Origin of the sequence: Acidianus ambivalens (assembly GCF_009729015.1) — an archaeon.
Taxonomy (GTDB): domain Archaea; phylum Thermoproteota; class Thermoprotei_A; order Sulfolobales; family Sulfolobaceae; genus Acidianus; species Acidianus ambivalens.
Genome location: NZ_CP045482.1, coordinates 176,482 through 190,143, shown reverse-complemented (window position 1 = coordinate 190,143; position 13,662 = coordinate 176,482). Strand labels below are relative to the sequence as shown.

Sequence of the window (13,662 nt, the reverse complement as noted above, 5' to 3'; positions counted from 1 at the left end):
GATTCTCATAAACACATATATAACAATATTGACACATTCTTTTTTGACTCGCTTTGATTATCAAGGCGTATTTACCTTTACCTAAGCAAACAGATTCAGAATTTTGGACTATAGATAAAATAGAGCATATTAGGCACTTAGCCATTACAGGCAAACCTTACAAAATTCTTGATAAAAGAAGGAATAGTTTACGGATATTAGATAGAATTGAATTTAAGAATGTAGAAGGGAAAATAGTTGAGAAGCCTTTGGCCAGTACATATCTTTCATTCTCCGGGATAGAAATGACAACTCCCCTTTATTTAGGAGACATGTCTTATGGTGCGTTAAGCGGAAATCCTAATATTGCTATTGCAACTGCAGCAGATTTAACTGGTACGCTAGCTGGAACTGGTGAAGGTGGACTTCATCCTGAAGTAGCAAAGCATAAGAGAATTTTTGTCCAGTGGGCTTCAGCAAGGTTTGGCGTTGATATAGATGTGTTAAATGCAGGATTAGGAGTAGTGATAAAGATAGGACAAGGTGCAAAACCTGGGATAGGAGGTCATTTACCCGGAAGTAAGGTTACTAAGGCTATTTCTATGACAAGGCGAATACCAGAGGGAATAGACGCTATATCCCCAGCCCCTCATCATGATATATATTCTATAGAAGATCTTGGACAAAGGATAGAAGCATTAAAGGAAGCTACTGGAAAGCCCGTCTTTGTTAAAGTCGCGGCCACAAATTACATACCGTATATAACTTCTGGAGTAGCAAGAATGGGAGCTGACGGAATAATAATAGACGGCCACGGAGCAGGAACTGGAGCTACTCCAGAAGTTATTAGGGATAATTTAGGCATACCTATAGAGTTAGCCGTAGCTTCTGCAGACAGCGTATTAAAAAAGGAAGGATTAAGAGACAAGTTTACCATAATAGCCGCAGGTAGGATTTCAGATGCTACAGATGCTGCAAAATTAATAGCTTTAGGTGCAGACATTGTAAGTGTAGGTACTGCAGCACTAATAGCAATGGGCTGTGTGATGGTTCATAAATGCCATATAGGTTCTTGTCCAACTGCTTTAACTAGTAAAATTGACGGTACTAGGATCTTTGATATTGAGTTTGGGGTAAAAACTCTAGTTAACTTTGTTAACGGATTCTCGCTAGAATTAGCTAACATTTTGGATAATTTAGGCTTGAGCTCTATTCAGGAATTGAAAGGAAGAAGGGATTTATTATATGGTTTTGGTCTATCTAGGGATGTTTTATCTATTTTAGGTATAGAAGGAGAAGCTGAGGAGTTAAATCCAAAGCTTGGAGAACTTTGGAATAAAAGAAGGAAGTCCCATCTTCATGAATTGATAAACAAAGGCGAACCAACTATTACTAGCATGGGAAGTACTGCACCACCAGACGTTGAGAAACCTGCAAGGATATTAGATTGGTTAAGAAGTGACGGTGCACAAGTTACTAGACCTCCTATTGATCCTTACAGAGAAGATATAGATACTAGCTTTTTACTTAATAAAGGTAAAGTATACCTTTCTTTACCTGTAATATTTAACGTCATAGGTGCTCCGAAAGAAATAGCTGAAAGCCTAAGTTGGGCTTCATATGCTTTAGGGTCTATGGTATTTGTAGAAAGCACTGTACCAAAATATTCCGAAATAAGTTTTAGTAATGATGGTAAAGGTAAGATAAATTGGAGTTATGAGATTGAAGAAGGCTATTATTTAGCCTTAAAGTCTGAGGACGAAATTGACGATACACTTGTAAATAAGGGAATACCAGGCTTTATAATAGATGAAGATATACTTAATGAGGACTTAGAGTTAGTAGTTTCTGACGTTGATACAAAGCTTAAGGAAGCTGGGGTTAGAAACAAGTTTGATATAATTGCCAAATCCTCTAAATTAAGAGACTCTGCAGACGTGTTTAAATTAGTAGCATTAGGGGCAGATGCTGTAATTATGCCTTACCAAATTCTTGAAATAGCTATAGGCGAAGGTAGTAAAGGGAATCTAAAAGAAAGAGCCTTCAATTTAATTTCTGGTATGAAAAAAGAGATTGCCTTAATGGCAGGGGCTGCTGGAGTATATAGTGTTCAATCTTCACTAACGGGAAATAGGGAATTACTGAGAGCAGTGAATTTGAACTCTTACATTGCTAGGAGAATAAGAGTTAAGCAGGCTGGTTCTCTATGATAAGTCCTTCTGGATGTGGAGTCTTTGGAATACTAAGGAAAAGAAATGCTCCTAAAATTAAAGGTAAAGACGTCGTTAGCGCCATAGACCTCGTAAGATACAGGGGTAGCGATAAAGGGGCTGGATTTGCAGTATTTAACCTTAAGGAAGGCAATTCTTACTATATTAAGGCTTTCTATTTTGGAGACGGAGAAGAGATAAAGAGAGAAATAGAAGATCAAGGAATTAGAATAAAGGGATTCAACGAGAAATATATGGGCGAATTATGTGATTGTGATTTTGAAATTTCCTTAGGTAGTATAGCTTCTCTTAAAAAAGTTGTAAGGAATATAAATGAAATTCTATGGAATAATGGAAAGAAAGGAAGAATTTACAGTGCAGGAAAATCCTTACAAGTGTATAAAGGCGTAGGTTATCCTGCAGATATTGCGAGACAATATAATATTTATGAAGTTGAGGGCGATATGTGGATAACTCACACTAGACAGCCAACTAATTCTCCAGGCAGTTATCCTTATTGGTCTCATCCATTTTCAGCATTTGATGTAGCGATAGTTCATAATGGTGATGTAAGCTCCTTTGGTGCAAACGTTGAATTTTTACAGTCCAGAGGTTGGGGAGGTTTTGTAGGTACAGACAGCGAAGTTATGGCATTCCTATTTGAGGAGTTAATAAGTGAAGGATTAAGCGTAGAAGAAGTAACTAGGATAATGTCAAATCCTTCTAGAAGGTTTAGTAAGCTAAACGTTGAAGAGGACTACATTTATAGAAATGCCAGGCTAGATGGTCCATTTACTGCAATTATAGGCTACGACTCTGGGAATGACTTATTCATGATCGGAATAGCTGATAGGGCAAAGTTTAGGCCAGTTATAATAGGAGAAGACAAAAATTACTATTACATTGCCAGCGAGGAAAATCAGATCAGGTTGCTTAGTCCTAGTGCGAAAGTTTGGACTCTTGAGCCTGGCAATTATTTTATAGCTTCTTTACTCAAGGGGTTGATCAATCCAGGGAGAGAGGTTAGTAAAATATCCTCATTTTCTAAACCCATATTTTACACAGAGAAATTTGACATAGACGCGAGAGGACTTGGATATAAAGACGTAAATAAGGCAATTATTGAGTTTGTAAATAAATCTGGTAAAAAGGAAGTAACAGTAATAAATCTTTTAGGGCATAGATATATAGGAATAAGCTTTCCTAAAGCAGGACTTAGATTAAACCTATACGGAGTAGTAGGAAATGCTATGGCTAACTTGAATGAAAATAACGTATTCCACGTTTACGGTAATGTAGCAGATGACTGCTGTGATACAATGCAAGGCGGTAAAGTTGTAATTCATGGCGATGCAAGGGATGTTTTAGCTCAAGCTTTTCAAGGGGGATATATTTACGTCAAAGGCAATGCTGGTAACAGAGTCGGAATTCAAATGAGGGAATATATGAATAAGAGGCCTTATTTAGTGATAGGCGGGATGGTTGACGATTACCTTGGAGAATACATGGCTGGAGGAGTAATAATGGTTTTAGGCTTAGGAATTAAAGGCGAGCCAGTAGGCAATTATATTGGCTCTGGAATGGTGGGTGGCAGAATTTACATAAGAGGAAAAGTTAACCCAGAAAAAATAGGTTTACAACCTAGTAGACAAGAGATGGTTAGATTCCTTAAGGCATTACTTCTAGACAATATGATCTCTGAAGAGGAATATAATAAGCTAAAAGAAATGCCATACATAGAAGTTATAAAAGAGTTGAACGGCGAAGCTAAGAAATACGCACAAAAACTATTTGAGGAAAAGGTAGGAATTCCTACGTATGAATATAGAGAACTCACAGAAGACGAAATAAAAGAATTGGAACTTGTAGCTAGAGATTATGCGATTGAAACTAATCAAAATAAAGATGTCATTGTTGAGATGCTTAAAGAAAAATACACTGTCATAACGTCTTCTTTACGTAAGTAATTAACATAGTTTTGTTAGCATTATTTAATGCTTTATTATCATAACAATAGGATGCGTTCCTAACAACTTAATATCCATTCATTTATATGAAGTTTTAGAACAGGAATTTTTATTTATTCACCTTCTGAATTTAAGTCTAAAACTTTCTGGAAATACTGACGTAAAATATCTGTTCTCTTTGTCGTGGATTTGATATACATATGTAGATTTTATTGGTTAGAGTATAAAATTCAGATCAAAGAAAAAGAATACGTTCTCTATTACTACTTCAAATAAGGAGAATAAAGTTTCATATTAGCATTTTGTACGAGTCTTCAATAAGTTAGATTTGCCAGATTACGTGAGGGATAATTTAATTTTAGATTTAACTTAATTCTATCATTCTTATCTTTCAATTACTTCTAAAAAGTATCGGGTTTCCCTGTAGATAAGGGATTCGTGAAATAAATGTACATTAATTACTATTTTTTGATAGTAAGGCATTGCCTTTTAAACTATTTAAAGGAAGTAGAAATCGGGAGCGGGTCATGATGAGCCAGGCTACGCTGAAGCGTGATGAATATCGTGTGAGCCAACCCGCCCCCTTAGTTCTGTTATTCCTCTCTAGACTATTAGGTCTTTTTACTTATCTTTTTCCCATTCCGGGCAGAGAAGGTTATTAGGAATGAAGTTTAGGCATAGAACAATAAGAGGCATGAGGTAGCATTGTCAATTATTATTTACTTATTAGGAATGTGACTTTTATGCTTTAATAATACAATTTAGTGTAATATAAAAGCAATATATAACGAGTCTTATTTTACATTATATCGCAAGATATGAACTGCCACATACACTGTATAAAATACATTAGATGTAAATTTAACTAGAGAATTCAAAAACGATAGTGATGCATAACTTAACTGAGGAGCAAAAAGATCGTGAAAATGGATGAAAGATAGAATAGATTATATCATATGAGGAATATTTAGACGCACTAGCAGAATTTGAAAGGACTGAAATATTGAAAGTTCATGGAAAAGTCCTTTATGTAAGAAAATACAAGAAGAGGAAAATAAGGATAAACAGCTTAACTTTCAATAATTCGCTTTATGATTTCTCCTGTTGGCTTATTACAAGTTCGTCTTCCTTTGGCAGATTATCTGCAACTTCAGTTAAGGCCTTCATTAATTCCTCTTCTACATTTTACTTAAGCTCTTTAACTGATAACTCATAATGCAAACACTGTTCTCTTATTAGCATTAACGAAAAGATGAGAAGATATTAAATAGTATGTTAATACTACTAAACTCCTGCTAATGATATAAATACTTTAGGTCTTCTATTGCAGAATAAATCATAATGCTTATAACGTCCAAGTAAATTACCCTACTAGTATTAGTTAGTTCTTCATCGCCTTTCTTTACTTTTTCATTCTTCGTACCCACTTAATAATCCTTCTAAGATTTGTATCAGCTTACTTTCCATGGAAACCTTAACTGCAAGTTTCTATTAAATTATTTAGTTTATGGGCTATTTTTTGCATAGTTTTGTTAACATTATCTAACACTATTCTCACAATTTGTATTCATAGTAGAGCTTAATTTTATGCTCATTCTAATCAAATTGGCAGATTTGGAAAAATAACACGTGTTTACTACTTATTTCTTAAAATGGATCAACACAGAACCTCTTTATACGTCGCAACAAATAGACAAGGTGTACTCAGATATTATTTACAGTTTGTAGATGCAAGATATTTAGATATGTAACTATACTAATATGTCTTGTGTTTAAGATAGAGTATGTTAGAGAAGAGAATTAGTTGTTGTTTACCCATACTTTCAATAAAACAGAGGCTATTTGGAATAAGTATAAATGTGAGAATAAAGAGAATGCGTTATGAGCGTAGAGACTTCCTCTTCTTTGCGTTATTTGGGAGGAATAATAGGGACGTTATTAGAAGGTGTAATAACTTTAGATTGCATTCAAGAGAATTGCGTTAAAGAAGGTTTGAAAAGGTATAATTCCATGGAGTCTTTTCAAAGGTATGAGATTTATCCTGCAATATCTGCCGGCATGAGCGTATTAAAGGATGCATCAAGTTCCCCGGAGAAAATCTTTAGGCAGGGGATTGTTGTTAAAACTAGTGATACCGGAGATTGGTTTTACATTGGTGGAATTTCTCCCTATTGGGGCCATGACCAATTAATAGTTTACCAAGGCGGTAGCAAGGCTTCTTCTCAAGGTAAGTTAAATAGGGGAATAATTGACGATTTTGTGAATAAGGGAGGGTTAGGAGTAGTTCCTTTATATAAGGAGAAGGTTCCGCCAGTGTGGTATAATCCAGTATTATTCAAGGATTGTCAAGGATCTTTCGGAATATTCTGGAATTACTTAGGAGAATTCCAAGGAGGAATATTATCAATATTTAGCAACGCACCAAATATCCTAAGGTATACGGAAGATTTAATAGAAGGTAGAAAAGCTAGTTTAACATATTCAAGCTATGGCCATTATTATCTTTCTATAGCGGCAGAGAATGATGTTATGCGTCCAGCTTCTGATATTTATCCTTATGTTTATTTAGCATTGGGTACTAATCCTTTAGTTGCAAAGAGTCATGGTTTGCAAATTTACCCTGGTTTTACTTTTGATACTGTGACTTCTGACGTTTCATCTTGCTGTGAGAAAATCATGCCTAAGCATTATTGTAAATCTTCTTTCTTGGATTATATTAAGTTTAATGATATTGATATTGGTGCTCCAGTTTATGCTACACTGCCTTGTGGTAATTCTTGTTCTACTTTTGGTCTTGCGGGTTTAATAATGAGCATTTCTTCGATGACTGTTAATAATGTTCAATTAATTTATTTGACTATTGCTCAGCCTCCTTCCGATTTAACAACTTCTGCAATAATTGAGTGGAGTAAGACAATGGGATTTTATGATTCTTTGAGTAAATTATTTGAGGCTGGTAAGAGGTTTAAGAAGGCTATTGCTGATTTGTCAACTGTATTTCCTGAGTTTATTGCTATTGCTGCAGCGCTTACGGTTGATTGGCTCGAGTCTTATGATGATGGTTTGAAAGAGGCTGGGGTTAAGGCTAGGGAGTTGAATGAGTTGTATAATAAGGTTGTTGATGAATTGGCTGGTAAGCCTCCTTCAATAACTAATAGGTACGTTTATGATCAGTGGTGGGAGTTTAAAACTAGGGTTGAGGAGTGTGCAAGGGAGATAATCTTGGAATACCCTGAGATAACTTATGATGAGTTAGTGAAAGAAGTGCAAAACTGTGCTGAGTTTGAATGAAGTGTATGTAAATTAGAATACAATTATTTTTTCTTTAGTAATAATTGTGGCGGACCCGGCGGGATTCGAACCCGCGACCACCGACTTAGAAGGCCGGCGCTCTATCCTGGCTGAGCTACGGGTCCACATTATCAGCATTATCTAAAGAATAAAATAAGATTTACGTTTACTTTTTTACTCGTATTCTCTCCAAACCTTACCGCACTTAGTGCACTTATAAAACCTAGTTGCTGGCTCGTCCGCTGCTCTAGTTTGTAAGATCCAGAAGTACGCTTCGTCATTCTTACAGTTAGGGCATATTACTCCTTTAATTTTCTGAGCTCCTTGTGGCATTTCTTCCTCTAAAACGAGGGTTTTTTCTGTTTCAGAGTGTTTTATCTTTGTAGTTATTACTTCAGAGGACTTAACTTCTTCCTCATAACCGCATTTTAGACATTTATATACATTTTTACCATTAATTTTTCTAGGTACCATCATTGAATGACATTTAGGACAGAACTTCATGAACTATCGCCCGGCAATACATTAAACTAAGAATTTACTTTATTTATTTTTTGCGATATCTTCTCTACTATAAATCTACATATTTCTTCAAGGTCATTTGAGGCTGAAGTGCTCGTAATCTCCTTACTTACAGAAGAATTATTAAATTGTGAAAGAACTTCCTCTTTACTCTTACCTAAAAAAAGATGCTCCAGAAATTGTCCTCTAAAAACGCAGATAGCACTTATTTCTTTACCTTCAACTAGCACTGCTATTCTTCTTTCTTTTTTATTCAATTTTCTTTATTTCCTCGAGATATTTATTTGCGTAATTTTCTGCAATTTCTATAGCCTTTTTAATTGCATCCATGGGCTTAATTTCTCCATTAGTCATTACTTTTAATACTATTGAATTGACTAATGGATGAGGTTGATAATATGAAGCATAAATAACTCCTTCAACTTTCCTTAAACTTCCGGCTAAAAGATTTCCTAGAGTATGCTCTTCTCCCTCAATTTCTATTTCAGCATATGTATCATTAGATTTTAATATCTTAATTTGCATATTTTTTCACCACGTAATTTCCTACTTTTCTCTGTTCTACATTACCGCAATATACACATTTTAAATGTTCCTCATCTAATTTGATCATCATATGCCCGCAAATTGAACATTGGGCAAAGATTACTCCTAGATCTTTTTGTTTTATGGTTAAACTAATTGGGGGAGTAAATGTCAAAGGTTTAGCTTTTATCACGTCTCCAACTCTGATTGCTTCTAATATAGAGTTTAACCTTTTATTACTTATTTGAGAGATGTGTAAAAGTCCAGAAATTGGTGTTATGAATTTCTCTTCTATGCTTACAATATCAACGTTGGCTACGTCTTCCTTTATTAGATTTACTATACCGTAAACGTATTTAGCCTTCCTTAAAGTTACCATAATAGATTTTTTAGGAGAAAGAACGTTGCTTCTTCTGTTGATCATGTCATAAAATACTTTTCCTATAGTCGAAGACCTAACATTTCCGTCTTCTTCATAAGATCCTTCTCCAGGAGAAAATTCTTCGATTACTCCCAGTAAATCTCCGGGGAAAGTTATCTCTCCTTGGCCTTTCATTTCAATTACCAAGGGAAAATATATGGTTCTAACTTATTATTTATAACCATTCTAGCCTCTCCTGGAGTTAATACTGGTTTTTCAAAGTTATATAAATCGTCGGTAGGAAGTCTTGGGCACGAAGTTACTACATATGCGTCTATATAACTCCTATCGATATTCCTTAAAGTGTCCACGTTAAGTACCTTGTTACTTATGACGTAAACTTTGTACCCTTTTTCTTTTAACTTCTTTTCAAGGTATTTTACCATTAAAGGTCTATTTTGCCCTACTTTAATTCCTTGAATTATAACCCAGGTCTTTGCATCCAATGCTTGCATTATTTTAGAATATCTAATTTTCAGGATTTTGTTAACTTCATTAGTTAAGTCTTCGGCTCTTTTAGAATAGGGGTCAATATTTATTACAGGCTTACCAGTGTATAGTCCTATTCCTAATGCGTGGAATTTTCCGCCAGAGATGTTAATATGCAGATCTACGTCTAAGGGTATTGCCTTATAATCGCAACCCAATATTTGACCGTCTAACATGAAGGGATTAGAAGGCTTTCCTATTTCTACTTCAAATTCTGTGAAATGTTCTTTTAATTCTGGCAAAAGTTTTGCGTGCTGAATAGTTGCTGAAAGCGATATTTTCCTTGGGTTATATTTTTTTGCTAACTCTTTCGTCTCGTCTATCACTTTTTCTTCAATCTTTAGGTTACTTTCTGTTGGTATGAATACTGTGGGAAATTTAGGATAATACCAGGTGTAAGGCGTGTGACCAAAATGTATTATTAAATCTACGCCGAGTATTTGTGCTTCGTCTTCAGCTATGTCGCAAGCTCCCCAACTTGGTTCTCCGGATATTATAAATTCTACGTCCTTTATTTTATCTTCTAACTTAGAAACAATTTCTGTAGAAAAATATCTTAAACCTTCAGGAAATTGTAATAAAACTTTTTTTGCATTCCTCTTTTTTATTTCCTCTACTACCTTATCTTCATCAAAAAAATAGTTCACTGAGTTTTTGCCTCCTGTTTTAACGGAGTAATGACAATCTCTACGTCTAAAGGAAGTTTTTTAGAGGCAACTTCAAAGGCTTCTTTTGCAAAGGCTAAGTGCTCTTTCTTAACTCTAAGTATCATTAGGACGTCTCCTTGTTTTACTATTCTTACTGCAGTTCCTATGGGTTTACCGAAAGATAATCTCATTCCGTCTTGTAATCTGTCTGCTCCAGCGAAAGCCATCATCTTGTTTTCTCTTAAAACGTGGTGAGGATATTTTAATACCCAGAGGAAGAAGTCTGTTTCATTACCTACTAATTTTGAAATTCTCTTTAAAGCCATTACTCTTGCCGCTTCTAATGCATTATGTCTTATTTGCCCTAACTCCTTTACTATCATTCTAACCTCGTAATCGTAATCTTTATTTGCAGTACCCATAGTGAATTTTGTAATTTTTGGCATTGGTACTCCTGGTATGTATTCTTTTCTAGTATAAGCTGGCCCAGAGAAGTGCCTGTAACATCTACCTGGTCTTAACGGCATAGGTGTTTATTAACTTAAGAGATATTTAAGCTATCCTTTTATTTTCTAGGAGGTTTATAATTAAATTTGCATGTTCAAGTATCTCGTCAGCCGTGTTTCTTAAAGTTAATATATCTTTAGGAGAAGAAATTTCCATTATTATTTTTATATTTGCATAATTCTCATTATAGTTCATATCTATTTGCATATCCTGTGGAATGTTTATGTTATCAACTTTCAAACTGTTTATAATTTCTTTTGCGTGAGGGCTCTGGATTTGAATATTAATCTCTGCCTTCAACTTCTATCAATCCTTCCTTTTCAGTGTTAATAAAATATCTTGACGTTAATAATTTGTTGCCATCTTTTATCACTATTGGCTTATCCTTTCTTACCTTCTGTGTTTGCAACAAAATTAATTGTAGGAGAGTAGGTGATTTCAAATTGCTATCTACTATAAAGAATTTTTTATCCTCAGTAATTGATCCTATTGAAAATCCTTTTCCTATGATTTCTCTAAATTTATTAATTAATATTCTTGCAATTGATTGGTTTAAAGCAAAGTCGACCAAAATTTTTGAACCTATAGTATCTAGAAAGTAAATAAAGGAGAAAGCGAGTTCTAGTGAATCGTAATTAAGGTAGAATATTCTATCAGTTATTATGTCATCTCTAGTGACCTTAGGATTTATTTTCATTATTAAACTTACAATTTTGAAAATTAACGTATTTAAAGCCCCTTCATTAAGTTCAGTTAGTTTAGAAAGTTCATCAATACCTATCTCATTTATTAATGCTATCGCATTTTCTCTGCTTCCAGTTACCGTAGGTATATACGGATCAAAAGATTCAATTAGGGATAAGAAAATTGGTGCATCATGATATGAAGGAATTTTTAGGTTTTTCTCTATAGTAATTCCTAAATTTTCTGAGTTCTTCATTATTGAAAGCTCCCAATCGCTAAAGTTTCTCCTTTCTAATACTACGCTAGAGGATATTCCAGTTAATATTGGTAAGATATCTTCAGTAGTTATTGGTATTATTGATGAGAAAGACGAGTTTCCAATAAAAACCTGAGTATTTTTAAATCTAACAAATTTACCTTCTTCTTTTTCAGAAAATTCTAATTCACAATTACTTGAAGAGAAGGATATTGCAGAAGGACTCTCCATGTATTTTATAATCAAAGAAGCTGCAAGTATTGCATCCACATTATAAGGAATTCTTATACAAAGACTTTCCTCTTTGTTAATGCTTTCTATTAGTTTCTTTGCCTCCTCAGGAGTCGGCTCTTTTATAAAGTTCTCCATCTTTCTTTATTTTATCTATATCTTTTTTAAGTTCACTAAAGCTAACTTCTCTCAAGAAAATAAATCCCAATGCATAACTTACATATTCTAGAATGATTATATCAAAAACGTAAGAAGACGGTAGTACTATTGCTAAGGCAAGTTCTGAAACTCCTGATGCAGCAGGTATAGGGAAAAGAGTGGCTGCAAAATATGCCATGATTATTATAATATCGTAAAAATAATTTGGAATTAAAGGATATAATCCTGCACTTAATACTAGATAGCCAAGAAAGGATAAAGCCATATATATTATGAATCTTTTATTTCCTATAGAATTTTTTATACTATCTTTACTTTGTAATAAAAGAAAATAATATTTATCTATTTTTATTAATTTCATTAATTTTTTCTCAGTCTCGACATATTTTCCAGCTGTTGAATAAACATAAGTCATTCCAATACTCCACCCTATTATATTCCCTAATGCCACTATAATATATATAAATTCAATATAATAAAATTTTAATGGAAGAACGATAATAAATAATATTGCACCAGAAATAACATCAAATGGAGCTTCGGCAATAGATAAACTCAAACTTTCAATAAAATTCTTTTTTTCTAAATTATAAATTGCAGCTCTTGCAAGTTCTTGTCCAGCCCAGCCTGGAATCAAAAGTGAGCTAGCATTTCCTAATAGTCTAGCCTTAAATGCATTTTTATAAGACACTTTTACTATATATTTATCTCTAATTGAAATAATTAACATTTGTGCTATATAAGCTGATAAGAAACTCAGTACAACTATATAATTAATTTTTTCTAAGGCAAGAATTATATTTACGTGAAATATTAATGAGTAAATGAATAAAGCTAGAAATGGCAGCATTATTGTGATAATGTTTTTCCAGTTCATCCGCATTTTTACGCTATCCTCTTTTTAAAACATTTTTGGTTATAGCAAATGATATAGCCTCCATTATATTTATACAGTTCTACACCATTAGAGGAAAATATTCTATCTCCTTCTGCTTTTTCAGCTCTAGTTAACCCACAGTTTATATCCATATGCCTTAAATATTTGTATTCATGAAGGGAACATGCTTCGCATTGTGGATTTTTTTTCATTTTAATCTTATCAAGTCGAAGATCTTTTAGATCAGCAATTACGAGTTCATCCTCAGAATATCCTCTTAGGTAGTTTATGAATAGTTGAACTTGAATTGATGCCAAGAAATTAGGAACTACTGTAGTTGTTCCAATGATATCGCAGGCATTTCTTGAATCTGATGGCTGTAAAAAACAAGCTAAGCATGAAGTTTTACCTGGAATAACTAATTTAGCGTTGCCGTATTCTCCTGATATTCCAGCGTAAATTAAAGGCTTCTCATATTTTACACATGCATCATTAAGTATTAGCCTATAATTTATATTATCTAAACCATCAAAAACTACATCTACGTCTTTTACTAAATCTTCGGCATTGGTTTCATCTATTATATCAAAAATAGGCTCAATTTTTACTTCAGAGTTTATTTTTTCAAGGAATTCCTTGCAGGCAAGGACTTTTGGTTTCATTAAATCTTTTTCAGTAAAGATGTGAGTTCTATGTAAATTACTCAGTTCTACAACGTCAGCATCTACAATTTTTAACTCTTTAACTCCTAATCTAACTAGAAGTTCTGCAATAGAGCTACCTAAAGCACCGCAACCAGCAACTAGAACTTTAGTACACATTATCTTTTCTTGAACGTCTATACCAAGGGTCAATAATTGCCTAGAAAACCTATCCATACATAATAATGAAAATTTA

15 protein-coding genes and 1 tRNA gene are annotated in these 13,662 nt (G+C 33.9%); 4 read left to right on the top strand and 12 right to left on the bottom strand.

Going from position 1 to position 13,662, the window contains the following annotated elements:
- Positions 1-53 precede the first annotated feature (53 nt).
- From D1866_RS01090 to D1866_RS13180, 3 genes are all read left to right on the top strand, one after another.
- Positions 54-2,189, top strand: coding sequence for a glutamate synthase-related protein (locus D1866_RS01090; protein WP_152940808.1), 2,136 nt, complete (start codon positions 54-56; stop codon positions 2,187-2,189).
- Entirely contained in the window at positions 2,186-4,156 is a 1,971-nt protein-coding gene (locus tag D1866_RS01085; RefSeq protein WP_152940806.1) for a GltB/FmdC/FwdC-like GXGXG domain-containing protein, read from the top strand. Before D1866_RS01090 ends, D1866_RS01085 begins: the two co-directional genes overlap by 4 nt.
- Before the next feature lie 1,003 nt (positions 4,157-5,159).
- Positions 5,160-5,372, top strand: a complete 213-nt coding sequence (locus D1866_RS13180; protein WP_231136349.1) for a hypothetical protein — start codon at positions 5,160-5,162, stop codon at positions 5,370-5,372.
- Positions 5,373-5,451: 79 nt separating this feature from the next.
- Here D1866_RS13180 and D1866_RS13565 read toward each other — a convergent pair whose 3' ends face one another.
- Positions 5,452-5,583, bottom strand: a complete 132-nt coding sequence (locus D1866_RS13565) for a hypothetical protein (RefSeq protein ID WP_269199635.1) — start codon at positions 5,581-5,583, stop codon at positions 5,452-5,454.
- A gap of 454 nt (positions 5,584-6,037) precedes the next feature.
- Here D1866_RS13565 and D1866_RS01070 point away from each other — a divergent pair, with 454 nt between their 5' ends.
- Positions 6,038-7,447 carry a hypothetical protein gene (locus D1866_RS01070; RefSeq protein ID WP_152940804.1) on the top strand — a complete coding sequence of 470 codons (1,410 nt, stop codon included), beginning with the start codon at positions 6,038-6,040 and terminating at the stop codon, positions 7,445-7,447.
- 47 nt (positions 7,448-7,494) lie between these two features.
- On the opposite strand, the gene D1866_RS01065 is transcribed toward D1866_RS01070, so the two are convergent.
- From D1866_RS01065 to D1866_RS01015, 11 genes are all read right to left on the bottom strand, one after another.
- Positions 7,495-7,572: transfer RNA gene (locus D1866_RS01065), tRNA-Arg, on the bottom strand.
- Positions 7,573-7,621: 49 nt separating this feature from the next.
- Positions 7,622-7,951 (bottom strand): transcription factor S, encoded by a 330-nt coding sequence (locus D1866_RS01060; protein WP_048054636.1) that lies wholly within the window; start codon positions 7,949-7,951, stop codon positions 7,622-7,624.
- Between the two features lie 26 nt (positions 7,952-7,977).
- Positions 7,978-8,226 (bottom strand): DNA-directed RNA polymerase subunit M, encoded by a 249-nt coding sequence (locus tag D1866_RS01055; RefSeq protein WP_152940802.1) that lies wholly within the window; start codon positions 8,224-8,226, stop codon positions 7,978-7,980.
- Positions 8,219-8,494: a DNA-directed RNA polymerase subunit L gene (locus D1866_RS01050; protein ID WP_152940800.1), complete on the bottom strand. Its 276-nt coding sequence runs from the start codon at positions 8,492-8,494 to the stop codon at positions 8,219-8,221. The genes D1866_RS01055 and D1866_RS01050 overlap by 8 nt, the downstream gene beginning before the upstream one ends.
- On the bottom strand, positions 8,484-9,050 hold the full coding sequence (locus D1866_RS01045; protein ID WP_152940798.1) for an exosome complex RNA-binding protein Csl4: 567 nt from the start codon (positions 9,048-9,050) through the stop codon (positions 8,484-8,486). The genes D1866_RS01050 and D1866_RS01045 overlap by 11 nt, the downstream gene beginning before the upstream one ends.
- 5 nt (positions 9,051-9,055) lie before the next feature.
- Positions 9,056-10,051, bottom strand: coding sequence for a diphthamide biosynthesis enzyme Dph2 (dph2, locus tag D1866_RS01040; RefSeq protein ID WP_155860989.1), 996 nt, complete (start codon positions 10,049-10,051; stop codon positions 9,056-9,058).
- Entirely contained in the window at positions 10,048-10,578 is a 531-nt protein-coding gene (locus D1866_RS01035) for a 50S ribosomal protein L16 (RefSeq protein WP_013776023.1), read from the bottom strand. Before D1866_RS01035 ends, dph2 begins: the two co-directional genes overlap by 4 nt.
- A 25-nt stretch (positions 10,579-10,603) precedes the next feature.
- Positions 10,604-10,858 (bottom strand): KEOPS complex subunit Pcc1, encoded by a 255-nt coding sequence (locus tag D1866_RS01030; protein WP_152940796.1) that lies wholly within the window; start codon positions 10,856-10,858, stop codon positions 10,604-10,606.
- Positions 10,842-11,867, bottom strand: a complete 1,026-nt coding sequence (locus tag D1866_RS01025) for an SSO0295 family DNA-binding domain-containing protein (RefSeq protein ID WP_152940794.1) — start codon at positions 11,865-11,867, stop codon at positions 10,842-10,844. Before D1866_RS01025 ends, D1866_RS01030 begins: the two co-directional genes overlap by 17 nt.
- Positions 11,836-12,765: a lysylphosphatidylglycerol synthase domain-containing protein gene (locus D1866_RS01020; protein WP_170254123.1), complete on the bottom strand. Its 930-nt coding sequence runs from the start codon at positions 12,763-12,765 to the stop codon at positions 11,836-11,838. The genes D1866_RS01025 and D1866_RS01020 overlap by 32 nt, the downstream gene beginning before the upstream one ends.
- Before the next feature lie 8 nt (positions 12,766-12,773).
- A complete protein-coding gene (locus tag D1866_RS01015; RefSeq protein ID WP_152940790.1) occupies positions 12,774-13,643 on the bottom strand; it encodes a HesA/MoeB/ThiF family protein in 870 nt (289 codons plus the stop codon).
- Between the last annotated feature and the right edge of the window lie 19 nt (positions 13,644-13,662).

Excerpts from the sequence above, each read along its gene's own strand:
- D1866_RS01085 (WP_152940806.1), top strand. The coding sequence starts at position 2,186 with ATGATAAGTCCTTCTGGATGTGGAGTCTTTGGAATACTAAGGAAAAGA.
- D1866_RS01070 (WP_152940804.1), top strand. The coding sequence starts at position 6,038 with ATGAGCGTAGAGACTTCCTCTTCTTTGCGTTATTTGGGAGGAATAATA.
- D1866_RS01060 (WP_048054636.1), bottom strand. The coding sequence starts at position 7,951 with ATGAAGTTCTGTCCTAAATGTCATTCAATGATGGTACCTAGAAAAATT.
- D1866_RS01050 (WP_152940800.1), bottom strand. The coding sequence starts at position 8,494 with ATGCAAATTAAGATATTAAAATCTAATGATACATATGCTGAAATAGAA.
- D1866_RS01045 (WP_152940798.1), bottom strand. The coding sequence starts at position 9,050 with ATGAAAGGCCAAGGAGAGATAACTTTCCCCGGAGATTTACTGGGAGTA.
- D1866_RS01035 (WP_013776023.1), bottom strand. The coding sequence starts at position 10,578 with ATGCCGTTAAGACCAGGTAGATGTTACAGGCACTTCTCTGGGCCAGCT.
- D1866_RS01025 (WP_152940794.1), bottom strand. The coding sequence starts at position 11,867 with ATGGAGAACTTTATAAAAGAGCCGACTCCTGAGGAGGCAAAGAAACTA.
- D1866_RS01020 (WP_170254123.1), bottom strand. The coding sequence starts at position 12,765 with ATGAACTGGAAAAACATTATCACAATAATGCTGCCATTTCTAGCTTTA.
- D1866_RS01015 (WP_152940790.1), bottom strand. The coding sequence starts at position 13,643 with ATGGATAGGTTTTCTAGGCAATTATTGACCCTTGGTATAGACGTTCAA.